The sequence below is a fragment of the Methylobacterium pseudosasicola genome, assembly GCF_900114535.1.
Classification (GTDB): Bacteria; Pseudomonadota; Alphaproteobacteria; order Rhizobiales; family Beijerinckiaceae; genus Methylobacterium; species Methylobacterium pseudosasicola.
The window spans coordinates 1-12,341 of sequence record NZ_FOTK01000078.1; the positions used below are offsets into that span (position 1 = coordinate 1).

General features: G+C 63.8%; 19 protein-coding genes and 1 pseudogene. 12 read left to right on the forward strand and 8 right to left on the reverse strand.

Going from position 1 to position 12,341, the window contains the following annotated elements; genetic code table 11:
- Positions 1 to 292: pseudogene (locus BM228_RS31865) on the forward strand (PAS domain-containing protein); the annotation flags it as partial.
- A gap of 36 nt (positions 293 to 328) precedes the next feature.
- Here the strand turns inward: BM228_RS31865 and BM228_RS34340 are convergent.
- On the reverse strand, positions 329 to 574 hold the full coding sequence (locus BM228_RS34340; protein ID WP_139234314.1) for a hypothetical protein: 246 nt from the start codon (positions 572 to 574) through the stop codon (positions 329 to 331).
- Between the two features lie 189 nt (positions 575 to 763).
- On the opposite strand from BM228_RS34340, the gene BM228_RS31875 reads away from it, so the two are divergent.
- Positions 764 to 1,342: a PAS domain-containing protein gene (locus tag BM228_RS31875; RefSeq protein ID WP_092047145.1), complete on the forward strand. Its 579-nt coding sequence runs from the start codon at positions 764 to 766 to the stop codon at positions 1,340 to 1,342.
- Positions 1,343 to 1,435: 93 nt separating this feature from the next.
- On the opposite strand, the gene BM228_RS31880 is transcribed toward BM228_RS31875, so the two are convergent.
- Positions 1,436 to 1,684: a hypothetical protein gene (locus BM228_RS31880; RefSeq protein WP_139234315.1), complete on the reverse strand. Its 249-nt coding sequence runs from the start codon at positions 1,682 to 1,684 to the stop codon at positions 1,436 to 1,438.
- Between the two features lie 486 nt (positions 1,685 to 2,170).
- A complete protein-coding gene (locus BM228_RS31885) occupies positions 2,171 to 2,419 on the reverse strand; it encodes a hypothetical protein (RefSeq protein ID WP_092047168.1) in 249 nt (82 codons plus the stop codon).
- A gap of 205 nt (positions 2,420 to 2,624) precedes the next feature.
- Here BM228_RS31885 and BM228_RS35020 point away from each other — a divergent pair, with 205 nt between their 5' ends.
- Complete coding sequence (locus BM228_RS35020) at positions 2,625 to 2,801, forward strand: hypothetical protein (RefSeq protein WP_167367844.1); 177 nt, start codon at positions 2,625 to 2,627, stop codon at positions 2,799 to 2,801.
- Between the two features lie 472 nt (positions 2,802 to 3,273).
- Here BM228_RS35020 and BM228_RS31890 read toward each other — a convergent pair whose 3' ends face one another.
- The 5 genes from BM228_RS31890 to BM228_RS31905 form a co-directional block, all read right to left on the reverse strand.
- On the reverse strand, positions 3,274 to 3,798 hold the full coding sequence (locus BM228_RS31890) for a hypothetical protein (protein WP_139234316.1): 525 nt from the start codon (positions 3,796 to 3,798) through the stop codon (positions 3,274 to 3,276).
- A gap of 118 nt (positions 3,799 to 3,916) precedes the next feature.
- Positions 3,917 to 4,081 carry a hypothetical protein gene (locus tag BM228_RS35025; RefSeq protein ID WP_167367892.1) on the reverse strand — a complete coding sequence of 55 codons (165 nt, stop codon included), beginning with the start codon at positions 4,079 to 4,081 and terminating at the stop codon, positions 3,917 to 3,919.
- Positions 4,078 to 4,332, reverse strand: coding sequence for a hypothetical protein (locus BM228_RS31895; protein WP_092047150.1), 255 nt, complete (start codon positions 4,330 to 4,332; stop codon positions 4,078 to 4,080). The genes BM228_RS35025 and BM228_RS31895 overlap by 4 nt, the downstream gene beginning before the upstream one ends.
- Positions 4,329 to 4,649, reverse strand: a complete 321-nt coding sequence (locus tag BM228_RS31900) for a hypothetical protein (protein ID WP_092047152.1) — start codon at positions 4,647 to 4,649, stop codon at positions 4,329 to 4,331. The genes BM228_RS31895 and BM228_RS31900 overlap by 4 nt, the downstream gene beginning before the upstream one ends.
- A complete protein-coding gene (locus tag BM228_RS31905) occupies positions 4,646 to 4,888 on the reverse strand; it encodes a helix-turn-helix domain-containing protein (RefSeq protein WP_092047154.1) in 243 nt (80 codons plus the stop codon). The genes BM228_RS31900 and BM228_RS31905 overlap by 4 nt, the downstream gene beginning before the upstream one ends.
- A gap of 101 nt (positions 4,889 to 4,989) precedes the next feature.
- Here BM228_RS31905 and BM228_RS31910 point away from each other — a divergent pair, with 101 nt between their 5' ends.
- The 9 genes from BM228_RS31910 to BM228_RS31950 all read left to right on the forward strand — a co-directional run.
- Positions 4,990 to 5,286 (forward strand): hypothetical protein, encoded by a 297-nt coding sequence (locus BM228_RS31910; RefSeq protein WP_092047156.1) that lies wholly within the window; start codon positions 4,990 to 4,992, stop codon positions 5,284 to 5,286.
- Between the two features lie 86 nt (positions 5,287 to 5,372).
- Positions 5,373 to 5,657 (forward strand): hypothetical protein, encoded by a 285-nt coding sequence (locus BM228_RS31915; protein ID WP_092047158.1) that lies wholly within the window; start codon positions 5,373 to 5,375, stop codon positions 5,655 to 5,657.
- 57 nt (positions 5,658 to 5,714) lie between these two features.
- The gene (locus BM228_RS31920) at positions 5,715 to 7,037 is read left to right on the forward strand and encodes a hypothetical protein (RefSeq protein ID WP_092047160.1); all 1,323 of its coding nucleotides are present in this window, start codon (positions 5,715 to 5,717) and stop codon (positions 7,035 to 7,037) included.
- An 89-nt stretch (positions 7,038 to 7,126) separates the two neighbouring features.
- Positions 7,127 to 7,528, forward strand: coding sequence for a hypothetical protein (locus BM228_RS31925; RefSeq protein ID WP_092047162.1), 402 nt, complete (start codon positions 7,127 to 7,129; stop codon positions 7,526 to 7,528).
- Between the two features lie 626 nt (positions 7,529 to 8,154).
- The gene (locus BM228_RS31930; protein ID WP_208612143.1) at positions 8,155 to 8,598 is read left to right on the forward strand and encodes a hypothetical protein; all 444 of its coding nucleotides are present in this window, start codon (positions 8,155 to 8,157) and stop codon (positions 8,596 to 8,598) included.
- An 88-nt stretch (positions 8,599 to 8,686) separates the two neighbouring features.
- The gene (locus BM228_RS34345) at positions 8,687 to 9,190 is read left to right on the forward strand and encodes a hypothetical protein (RefSeq protein ID WP_139234317.1); all 504 of its coding nucleotides are present in this window, start codon (positions 8,687 to 8,689) and stop codon (positions 9,188 to 9,190) included.
- Between the two features lie 698 nt (positions 9,191 to 9,888).
- Positions 9,889 to 10,467 carry a response regulator transcription factor gene (locus BM228_RS31940; RefSeq protein ID WP_342030196.1) on the forward strand — a complete coding sequence of 193 codons (579 nt, stop codon included), beginning with the start codon at positions 9,889 to 9,891 and terminating at the stop codon, positions 10,465 to 10,467.
- A 169-nt stretch (positions 10,468 to 10,636) separates the two neighbouring features.
- Positions 10,637 to 12,067: an efflux RND transporter periplasmic adaptor subunit gene (locus tag BM228_RS31945; protein WP_092047166.1), complete on the forward strand. Its 1,431-nt coding sequence runs from the start codon at positions 10,637 to 10,639 to the stop codon at positions 12,065 to 12,067.
- Position 12,068: 1 nt separating this feature from the next.
- A partial coding sequence (locus tag BM228_RS31950) for an ATP-binding cassette domain-containing protein (RefSeq protein WP_139234318.1) occupies positions 12,069 to 12,341 on the forward strand: 273 nt, incomplete at its 3' end.

The window sequence follows — 12,341 nt, forward strand, 5'->3', positions numbered from 1 at the left end:
TCACACCTTCCTCGGCTATCTCGGATCGTTGACGGAGATCAGTACCAGCGGCTCTGAACCTCTGACCGCCTACGGCACGCTCGCGCGCTTCGTTCCGCCGCCCATGAACGCGACGACACCTCCGGGCTCGACGCTCGAACTCGTCGCAGATCACTTGCTGATGGCCCATGGGCTGATCGAACAAGATCATGCGCATGAAATGTTGCCGGTGCTACAGCAGGCGTTGGCGGCGGCGGGTATGCTGCTCGCCCGACAAATGACGTCGCCGGATCCTGAAGGCCGTCTTCATTGAAGCCACACGCGATGGCGATCCTGGAACCTACGGCCTCTACCGTACCTCAGCCAGAGCCTGCACCGCTGCTATGAAGCGCTGTGCGTGCTCATGATCGACCTCTTGCAGATACGCTCGCACGAGTCGGAGAACATGTGCCTCTTGCTCGCGACGAAGATGCGCGACCGCATCAGCATCGGCGCCATAGAAAGCCGCCGCCGGGACACCGAGTGCATCGCTGATCCGGGTCAGCGCATTACGAACTCCGCGTCCATCGTCACTGCTTTCGGTGTTGTCGCGCATAGCACCTCGCTTCGCGGCTCGCCTCTTAAGGCTAGGTCGGCATTTCCGCTGTGCGTCTGACTGCCACGCCGCACAATTTCTACGTTACGTAGGAAAAAAAATGCAACCCAGATTAGGGCTTTGGTATATTTGATACCCTCAGTGCGCGCCTGAGCGGCGCCCGTCCCACTTTTGGTTCCCAGAGGCGCCATGCGCAGTGATGTCACCCACGGCTTCAGCGAGAACGTAGACCGCCTCAGGGGTGCACTCGAAGCATCGTGCGTCGTCGGCACATGGGATTGGGATCACGTTCGCGGCGTGGTCACCTACGACGCGGGTGCCGCTCGCCTGCTGACGGGTGACGCCGCTCTTGCAGAGCGTGAGATCAGCGGGATGTCTGCCGCAGCGGCGGTTCATCCGGACGATCGGGAATGGCTGGCCGAACACATGCGGCGGGCCGCGCGGGCTGGTGGCCTCGTGCTGTCCGAGTACCGCGTCATCGCCCCTGACGGAGCCGTGAATTGGCTGCTCAGCCGTGGCCGGACATATCGCGACCACTTCGATCGCCCGCTCCGGTCCCGTGGCATCCTGATCGACATCACCGAGATGCGCGACGGTGGGGCGCGGTATGTCATGGGCAGCGCGCCGCAAGCAGGGGATCCGCTCGAACGGGCGGCCGACCTCGCTATCGCGTTGAAGGAAACGCTCGGGTCCGACGCTCCGGCTGAGGTGCGCGCTGCGGCCGACGTGCTTCTGTTCAACCTTGGGCGTGCCATCGCTCAGGGCTGACCGTCTTGAAGGACGACATTGGTCGCGTCGTCTGGACTGGGCGGCGCTCAGCAAGGTCGGGCACCGTCGAAGAAGGCGAACCGCATGCGACGCCTACACCCGCTCCGGCTGCGCGAGCATGATGGCGGCGCGGACTGCGGCCCGGCGTAGCTCAGCGCTTGCCCAGGACTGACCGATCAGCGTGTTGGCGAAGGGGTGGTCCGCAACGGCTGCCGCGGGATCGATCCGATAGCCGTCGCCCAATGTGGCCGGACCAGAGGTCGGATCGTTCATGTAGGCGTCCACCACGGCGGCAACGTCGTCCTCGACGATGTCGAGGGTGGCGAACAGGTCGAGCGTCATCAGCCGATTTGCCATGACGATGCGGTAGCCGCTCCACCGAAGCCCTGCTCTGATCGAGGTTAATCGGGTGTGGTCATCTACGTCGCATCTCTGCGAGGCGTGGCGGGAGGGCTCAACCCATAGAGGCGCTGGTTCTCGCCCACTCCCTGGAAATGATCGCTTGCCGCGCCTTAGCTTGAGCCGGGGACAGCTCTCCAATTTGCTGAAGGACAGCCTGTAACATGTCGGGACCACCCAGCGCTGCGAGCGCTCGGCCATGTCGTCTGATCGCGGTCCGATGATCTACCGCCGTGGGGGCGGTGGGCATGCGCTCAATGGCCAGAACCAGAGCTGTGAGGGTACCGACCGCGGCATCTACCTGGGATATGCCCGGTCGGGCACGTGACGTTCTCCGCAACGGCATAACGCTCCTCGGAGTAACAGCGGGGTGTCCCGGAACGCATAGGCAGAGTTCGTGCCGCGTGTACCGGACGGCTGCATAGTCCGTCAGTCTGCGGTGAGGCGCTTAGTGTTGAAGGCGACATGCTCGCGGTAGCGGGCGATGACCGTCTCGGGGGTGCCGCCCATCATCAGCGTCGTCATGGCCTCGCCGGCCGCATGGACCTTCTCGATCACCATAGACTGCGCTTCTGCGAGGCCTTCGCGGCCGCCCCAGGCCAGGCGGACCATGCGTAACTCGATTACGCGCTGAGACTCGATCGCCAGCAATATCGATGAAAAGATGGGATTGTACACGATAAAATTCCGCACCGCGGCAATTGCTGCCTAGATCAACGCAGTTCGAGTCCACGTGGATCCTCCCTAAATTTGTTAAGAAAAGACGTCGCGCCCATAATGTCTTCTAAAATTGCAACCTATGACCCCAGGCATAGTTTGATTTGTAGCATAATGCTCTCCGTCGCCCTTCCTGCGGCGGTTTCTTCGACGAAAGGCCTCGCCCATGGGCAGTGGTATCTCTCTGTTATTTCTAGCGCTGGGCACGATCGGCGGCGTCGGCTTTCTTGCATTGGCCGCACGCAAGCAGGTCGCTAATTTGAAGGGCGATCCGGAACGGTCCAACCTCATCAAGGATCACGGCGGCGCCCCACGACAGAATATGCCGGGGACCGAGCACTGAAACCGCGACTATCGCACTTAAGACGTTCCTGGTCCTCGGCTCGGCCCCGCCGCCCGATCTGATCACGGGCTGGCGGGGGAGGTCGTCGATCTCACCGGCGTTCCGGCAGGATGGTCGCCTGCGGTTGAGCTACCGTGAACGCACATCGGAGGCCGAGTGAGTTGTGATGGTATGGCCGCCCGGCCAACGACGGGACGTTGCTACTATCTATTCCACCGTCGATAAATATCATGGGGGCCGACATCGACAGCTTCGTATTCTTCGTCTGAAATTTTTCGAAGTATAATCCGATCTCCGCTAGTCGGATCGATGATGAAATAGCCGGCAGCCCCAGATAACGGCCGAAAATCGAGGCTTGGTAGTCGAGGCTCTCGCATAAATTTGGATAGCGCGCGAGCGACGGCCTTTTGCCTATTTGGCGGTAGAAACTCCACAGCCTTCTTAAATCTTTTTGCAATTGTGATCTTCACAATTACGCCGCATTGGTTAGCAGAAACTTCTCAAGGGCGTCGGGGTCATCGAAAGTCGAAACACCCTGCGCATCTGGATCCATCTCAGCCCGCAACGCGCGGAGAAACAGTGCGAAATCAAGACCCAATTCTAAGAAGCGCTCACAGGTGACCAGCATGCGCCTGCCAAGGCGCTCGATTTCCGCGCGACTGCTCGGGCGAGCATCCCGCACCTCGCGTCTTAGGCTTTTCCGAAATCTTGCAACCTCGCGTCCCTCTGGCCGTAGGGAGCGCTCGAACGAGTCAACCATGCTTTCAATGGTTGCGAAATCCAGTTCAGTGTCACCTGAGTGCGCGCGCTGCCACAGCTCGGCGCGGAGAGTACGACCTCGAAGCTCCCATGCGTCAATTTCGACTTCGCTGGACTCGACGAATTTCTCGAAAGTCTGCGACGAGCCGGCCGCACTAGCGACCATGGCGGGGCGAACGAGCGCCGGCGGCTGCCATGAGAGATGGTACATGAGGTCGAGCAAGGCGGGATCAGGCACGTCGGGCCTCCTTTGCCTTATATAGCAGTTCAACCTTGATTGCCCTACGAGGCCTTCCGCTCCCGGAACCGGATCCCGGCCCCGCCGCCGTTCTCGGGGATGAACGAGAGGCCGGGGGTCATGAGCGAAGATCCACCGCTGCTACGACCACGGCCGCCGCGACAGCTGCAACAGCGCAGTCCTCGAACGCGTATTCCAGGCCGGCAGCCTCAAGCGTGCGTTCGACGCTCACGAGTACGACCGCAACGCCGATCGCCAGAAGCCGCCCCTTGATCATGCTCATCCAGCGGGCTCCGCAGTTGCAGGCTCTTGAATGCCGAGCCATTCCAGCGCCGCCGGGCGTGACTTGAACACGTGCCGCTGGTTCGCGAACGGTGCTGGGCGCTCGGTCGCCGGCATCTCATCGAGCAACTCGACCTGCCACGTGTCGCTTGGGCCGCTACGGTGAACGCTGCGCACCAAGCCTGCAATCACGACGCCGTCGAGCAGTACATCGTAGCTGCCAGGCGCCAGCTGCTCCACGGTGTAGGTCACTGCTGTTCCTTGTCCTTACGAAAGCTCGCGAAGAAGCGGGTCAGGCCGTGCAGGTCAACGCCTTCCGATGCCTCTCCCGCTGGCTCTGGCACCGACCGGCCATCCTTGTCCGCGAGCTCGTGCATCACGTGGGTCAGTAGGGGCGGCCACTCCACATCATAATCCTGCAGAAGGCGTGCGGCCTTTGCCAGTGCGACGGCCTGATCCGCAGGCACTGCCCCACCCGTGATCAGCGCGTCGAGCGCACGATCTGAGAGCACGGTGCAGAGGCGTAGGACCTCGGAAAGCCGCTCGGGGGAGGCGGGTTCGGCGGTCATGCCGGATCCTTGCGGCGCAGTTTCACGCCGGGCTCGCCGCCGTTGGTGAACTCGACGCCGGCTTCACGGAAGGCGGCTTCTAGAGCGTGGATCGTCGCCGACTTCGTGGACAGGAGCGGACCGTCCAGCTTCTCTAGCCGCTTCACAGTCTCAACGGAGACCCCCGCTTTTTCGGCGACGGTCGATTGCTCCCACCGGATCAGGGCCCGGGCAGCGCGTAGCTGTTCAGCCGTCAGCAAAATACACCTCAGAGGTATTGCGATGCCTCTCAGGTGTTGACACCTCAGACGGCTCGTATTACACCCTGAGTGTATCAGACGCCGCCTCGGGGGCCAATCCCATGTCGCACCGCACCGTTTCTTGGAACACCCTCTCCCGCAGCCTGCACGACAGCCGGCCGAAGATCCCCGCCGGCCTGCTCAGCGCCCGCGCTCAGGTCCAGGGCTTCGCCCGGTTCCAGCGCCGCCCGCTCGTCGTCGCCGGCAAGTTCGACCGCTCCGCGATCATGGCCGCCGCGGCAGCCGCCGCCACTGGCCTGCAGGAGCGCTACGGCCTCACTCGCGCCGCGGCCCTGTCCACCGCCCTCAAGGCCGCCTGGCAGGCCGCCAAGATGGCCCGCGCCGCCACCGCGCACTGACGCCGTAGCCACGCCGGGCTGACCCGGCCCGCATCCCCTTCGCCACCATCGACCCACCGCCACGAGCCCTCACCGGAGCCCGAACGATGACGCACGCCCGTATTCCCGATTTCTCGCAGCCCGTCCCGGTCCGTAGCACGGCCGCCACCGGCACAGCGCGCCGCCGGATCCCGGTCGATCCCCGCTACCTCAACCTGCCGAACGAGCCGGTCCCGGGCGAGATCGAGCCCTGGCAGGCCGTCTGCCCGGTCCGCCCCGATACGGCTCACAGCCGGTCCCTGCGCTTCCTCGACACCGCCGGCGAGCTGCTGGCTGCCGCCTTCATCATTGGCGGCGGCATGGTCCTGACCGGCCTCGCCACCCTTCTCTGAAGCCGACCCGCCACCGAGCGGGCCGGCTGCCCGCGCCCCTCATCCGAGGATCCCGCGATGTCCCTCCGTAGCTCCCTCAAGAACCTGATCCGCCGCGATGCCGAGCGCCTGAGCCTTCGGGAGCGCGCTGCCGAGTTGCGGGCCAGCATCCCCGCGTCCAAGCCCCAGGCAGCCCCCGAGCCCACGCCCGACTTCGCCGCCCAGGTGGCGCAGGCCGGTCCCGACCACGACGTGCTGGCTGGTGGCGGCATCGACCACCGCGACGGTACGGTCTCCTATGCCGACGCCACCGGGAAGGTCTCGCGCCGGCCGATGGCGCACTGGATCGGCTTCAACGCCCTGCAGATGCACAGCCGGGTGCGGAGCGAGATCGGGCGTCGGCGTATCATTGAGGCCAACCACCTCCCCGGCGATGCGCATGAGGCCTGGGAAGCCCGGATCCGGCGCGAACTGCGCAGCGACGCCGTCCACGCCCTCGCATTCCGGCATGATCGCGCCTTCGAGGCTGCTCAGGCGCTGCGGACCGGCGCCGAGCCCACGACGCAGGCGCTGCGCGAGCGAGGCGACGCCGAGTTGCTGGCGCTCGCCCCTGTCTGGGAGGCGGCGGTCGACCTCTATCAGCGGCTGTCGGACGAAGAGAGCCTGATCGGCGAGACCGCCAGCAAGGAAGGCTGGCCCGGGCCCGCGCCGGCTGGTGCTGGACCTGAGTGGCGCGCCTGGTTTCAGCAGAAGGAGGATTGGCGCGAGCGGACCGGCGTCGCCTCTGCCGAAGAAGCGTCAGGCGAGGCCGGGACCGCCCTCCACAAGATCGAGCTCCAGATCGCCGAGCTGCCGGCCGCCTCGCTGGCCGGGCTCAAACTTAAAGCCCGCGTCGCTCAGCGCAGCGACGACATCGACGTGACCTGGCCCGAAGGACTGGGGGCCGGTCTCGCCCGGGACATCCTGGCGTTCACCGAGGCTCAGGCAGCGCCGCCGAAGGCCATGATCAGCGTCAGCCTCGTCGACCAGATCGACTTCGCGTCCGCCTCGCTGGAGGATCTGCAGGCCCTCCACGACATTGCGAACACCGTGGCCGACGTAGCCTCCGCCATGGCCTGGACGGGCCGGTGCCATGCCCGCAGGTGGAGCGAGCAGAGCGCCCCCGGTGACCACTACAACGCCGCCGGCAAGCTGATGAACTGGCTCGGCGATGCGCTGACGGACGTGGAGAGCGCGGCCAACAAGGAAGCGAAGCGCCGCCGGCCGACGACGTCCTGCGACCGCGAAAAACGCCTGGAGATCCTGGCCGCGCCGGTCATCCAGAACGGCGACCCTGATGAGACCGCGGCTTTCGCCCGGGAACTGGCCACCCACGCCGAGGCCGAGCGGGCAGGGCGCTGACCGGCGCCCGCCACCCCTTTCAGTCGCCGTGCGTACCGCCCCGGCCGGATCTCGCCGGGCTCCCCCATCACATCCCGAGACATGACATCATGGGCGACGTGCTCACCTTCACCCCGCGTCCGAAACCGGCCGCTCCGGAGATCCCGGAGCCGCTGGCCGGGGCCGCGCTCCGCGCCAGCTTGGAGGCGGCCGCCCAGGTCGCCCTCGACGCCGCGGACCGCATCATCGCGGTTCTGGACCGCATGGATGGCGACACGGACCTCGAGGACGGCGCCGACGCCGAGCCGTCGCTGGCCGCCCCTGAGAACCACACTGGCAGCCAGGTGGTCTGGATGCGCGGCAACGATGCCGACCGCGAGATCGAGGCACCCGAGGTCGTGCTGCCGGAGGTGGCGAACGTGATCGAGGTGGAGCCTCTGCGCTGGGGTGGGCGGGGTAACGTCCTCGCTGCAGCTGGCTCGTTGCTGGTTGAGCTATTGGAGCGCGCTTGACTCCGACCGCGCACCCGATCCGAGCGGCAAGAGCGTTGCTGGCGATGCGCGGAAAGGGTCACTCGTATAAGAGCGGCCTGTAACGCCTGTAACGCCTATATCCGGGCTGACATAGCGCCGACTCACGGTTCGAGATCTCCTGGCGTCTTGTGGTGTTACCTAGTTCCATTGGCATCACGGCGGATTGGCTTCGCCTGGGGGGGGCAGTCTGAGGCGCCCCAGCCGAACGGCTGCAGCAGCCCATACATTCCGGAAACTTAAGCAGGGTAGAAGGGCGTATCGTTCTCGATAATTCATTCGCTAAGCTGGGTTGCTTTGGCGCTTAAATCAGTGGCCCGAAATATGCATCTTTGTTTTTGCGGTCGATTTTTAGACATGGCGTCCGCGGCGAAAACAGAATAGAAATTTAATCTTATTCTATCGATGAATATTGAATGCAAATTTATGCTGTTTACGTGTATATACCTAGCCAAAATTCACTAATTAAAATGGGCTACCTCAAATTTATATCTGTGCCTATCTGATATAATCCCGCAACCTGACCGAGTTGCTCACCTTGAGTGACGACCTACATCGCCCGGCCCGCCAGAGAGGGGTTTGGGTAAGCATCGGACAGGAGGAATGCGATGAGAACAATTCTGCTCTCGGCTGTCGCCGTCCTTGCCCTCGCTGGCATGCCCTCGCTGGCGATGGCCGGCGGCAACGGCAACGGCAACGGTAACGGCAACATCGGCTCGGGCAACGGCAACGGCAACGGCAACGCCAACGCCGGCTCGCTGAATGGCAACGGTAACGGCAACTTCAACTTCGGAAGCAGCTTCAACGGCAACCTGAACGGAAACGGCAATGCTGGCTCCGGCAACGGCAACCTGAACGGGAACGGCAACGTCTTCGGGGGCCTGAACGGCAACGGCAACGGCAACCTCAACCGTGGCAGCCTCAACGGCAACGCGAACGGCAACCTCAATGTCGGCATCGGCAACGGCAACCTGAACGGCACCGGCAACCGCGGCTCGGGCAACGGCAACGTGAACGGCAACGGCAACGTGCCGAGCTTCTTCGCTTTCTAAGCGGAGAATGAACCGGCGACCGGCCTAAAACGCCGGTCGCCTTCCTTGCCCTCGTCGAGAGAGCTCTTTCAGAGCGCAGGAGGACGTCATGCGGGCAGTCGCCTGGATCATTGTCGCCATCCTCGGCAGCGGACCTAGTTTCGTGCCGGCACTCGCTGTGGCCCAAAGCCTTATTATTGGCAACGGCAATGGCAACGGTAACGGAAACATCGGCTCCAGTAACGGAAACTTCAACGGCAACCACAACTACGGTGCCGGCAACGGCAATGGCAACGGTAACGGTACCGGAATGCCTATCGTTAACGGTAATCTCGGGGCGTTCAATACTGGCTCTAACAATGTTGGTGCGTTCAACGGCGGGAGCGGGAACGTGGGTGCCTTCAATGGAGTCGGAAATACCGGCGCTAATAACGGGTCCGGCAACATTGGCGCCTTTAACGGGAATTACAATTCTGGTTCCGGGAATGGAAACGGGAACGTCGGTGCTGGAAACGGAAATCTGAATGGCGGCAGCGGAAACGGGAACGCCAACATCGGCAGCGGAAACGGCAACTTAAACGGCAACCCAAGTCTCAGTTTCTTTCGTCGTTAAGCTGTCATCCCCGGTCCTTTTCGAAGGAGGTCAGCATGAACGGCTCGTTCCTACGCCTGGCTAGCGGTGCCTGCGCCGTTGTTATGGCACTGCTCCCGATGTCTCTCTCGGCCCAAGTAATAGTGCTCCCTTCTGCATCCGCCGTGCAGGCTGATGGTCAGGGACGGACGTCAAGCCAGCCCTGGCACTATCGCCGCATGCCGCCCAGCAGCCTGAGTGTCTTGTATTGGGGGTGGCTCACGCCCTTCGCAGGTCTAGCAGCGTCTGGTCTAGCTGCAAGGCCTGCATTCGATGGTCCCGCTACTCTAAACAGAGGCGGTGTTCCCGCGAACACAGATCTGATGGCTGGTTCTGGTAACGGCAACGGCAACGGTAATTCTGGGTCGAACAACGGCAACGGTAATCTAGGTTCAAATAACGGTAACGGAAATCGCGGATCTAACAACGGCAATGGAAATTTCACGAACGGCAATGGTAATTTTGGCTTTGGAGACGGCGTTGGGAATGGCAACGCTAGCACTCAAGATTATTAGTTCTGAAATATATAATATGTCGTGTTAATATTATTCTGCTGTCTAGATTGATATACTGTCGAAATAAAGAAGCTGTATATGAAATTATTTTTTTGAAGCTGATATTTCTCCATTCTAGATGGAGGGCCGGATATGAGGATGGTTCCTGTTTCGACGATCCACGTGGTGGACGACGACGAAGCGATGCGCCATTCGCTCGCGCTCCTCTTTGGGGTCTTCGGGCATCGCGTCGTCGAGCATGCCGGAGCGGCCACGTTGCTTGAGGAGGCCAGCCACCTGAACGGCTGCATCGTGGCGGATCTGCGCATGCCGCACATCGGCGGTCTGGAAATGCTGGGCCGCCTTCGAGCCGCAGGCTCGATGGTGCCCGTCGTGATCATGACCGGACACGCGGACGTGCCGACCGCGGTGCGGGCCATGAAGCTTGGAGCCTGCGATGTTCTGGAAAAGCCGTTCGAGGCCCCCCTCCTGCTCGACGCGGTCCGGGCGGCCCTCGTCGGGGACGACAGCGCTCAACCGACCAGCGACGACGCGGACTTCGCAGAGCAGGTCAACCGCTTGACCGGGCGCGAGCGCGACGTGCTTCACCACGTCTTGCTCGGGCGCACCAATAGGGAGATCGGGCAGGTGCTCGACATTAGTCATCGCACCGTGGAAATCTACCGAGCCAAGGTGATGATCAAGACCGGATGCGAATGCGTGCAGACCCTGGTGCGCAGGGCGGCTCGGACATCGATGATTTAAAATGAAAATCTTTGTCGCGATTTTGATGAGTACCTAGGGGTTAGCTGAGAATTCCCAAACGCAGTAATCTCTGCGACCCCATGAGAAGGCTCGGGCTTGGTCCCAGGGCCGCCGTCCCAGGTCTGGATCTCACCGGATACGCGGGGCGAACATATGGGAGGGACAGCACATGGCGCGATGGTTGCCTGACAACCTGATCACGCTCGGCCTCGCAGCGGTCACCGCCTTCGCCCTGCTCACCTATGTAAATCCCGATGCCGGTGGGTTCGGCGCTACACCGCGCGGGTCGCCGGCGGCCGCCGCCGTTAAGGAGACCACCACATCGGTCAAGGAACCCGCAGTCCTGCCGCCCGAGGCTGACCGCTTCATCACGGCGCCGATCCAGCGCGGCTCCCTCGAACAGCTCATCACCGCCACGGGGACCGTGCAGCCGGTCGACACCGTCGAGGTGGGCTCGCAGCTGCCGGGGCAGATCGCCCGGCTGTACGTGGACTTCAACGACCGGGTCCGCCTCGGCGATCCGCTCGCGGAGCTCGACCAGCGCAGCTTCATTGCCAAAGTCGAGGAGAACCGCGCGGCCCTCGACATGGCGGTGGCGAACGTGAAGGTCCAGCAGGCGCGGCTCGACCGGGCGCGGATCGATCTCGACAACGCCCGCGGCAACAAGGCCGTCCTCCAGGCGAAGGTCGAGAGTGCCCAGGCGGTGCAACTCGCGGCCGAGCGCAATCTCGACCGGAAGATCGCCCTGCGCTCCCGCGAAGTCGCCTCACCCGCCGCCCTGGAAGAGGCGCAGACCGATCTCGCATCCCGGAAGGCCCAGGCGCGGGAAGCGAGTTCGGTGCTCGACCTCAACGGCTTCGCCGTGGAGGCCGCCGTGGCCGAGGTGCGGCGCCTCGAAGCGGAATTCACGCAGGCCAACGCGGCGGTGCCCCAACGCCAGGCGAGCCTCAGGGGCGCCGAGATCGACCTCGACCGAACGGTGATCCGATCCCCCACGGACGGCGTGGTGGTCGGCCGTTTCGTCAACCAGGGGCAGACGCTGGCCGCCGGCCTGGATGTCCGAACCGCGTTCAACATCGCCAAGAACCTCGCCGAGATGGAGGTCCATGCCCGCGTGGACGAGACCGATATCGGCCGGGTCGCCGCCGGGCAGCGCGCGACCTTCGGGGTGGACGCCTATCCGGGCCGGCGGTTCGAGGCCGTGGTCCGGCAGGTCCGCAAGGCGCCGCTCGTGACGCAGAACGTCGTCACCTACACGGTCGTCCTCAAGACCGACAATCGCGACGGCCTGCTCCTGCCCGGGATGACCGCCCTGGTGAAGCTGACGATCCACAAGGACGAGGACGTCCTGAAGGTGCCGCTAGCGGCCCTGCGATTCCGGCCCGAAGGCAGCATGCCCCGGGATCCGGCCGCCCCCGCGGTCTGGGTGCGGGGCGCGGACGGAGGCCTCGAAGCCGTCCGGGTCGAGACAGGAGCAACCAGCGCCGACCTGGTCGCGCTGCGGTCGGCCGGCCGCCTCGCCGAGGGCAGCGAGGTCGTGGTCGGGCAGGCCGAGATGCCGGCGGGTCGCCGCCTGTTCGGCGTGCGGCTGGGGTTCTGAGATGTCGCTCCTCGCCCTCGAAGCCGTGCACCGGACGTTCCAGGTCGGGACCGTGCCGGTGCCGGTGATCCGCGACATCACCCTCGGCGTCGAGGCCGGCGAGTGCGTCGCCATCATGGGGCCGTCCGGATCGGGCAAGAGCACACTGATGAACATGGTCGGGCTCCTCGACCGACCCACCTCGGGGTCGATCCGCCTCGACGGCAAGGACACGGCCCGCCTGTCCGACGATGCCCGGGCCCGGATGCGCCGGGACTGGATCGGCTTCGTGTTC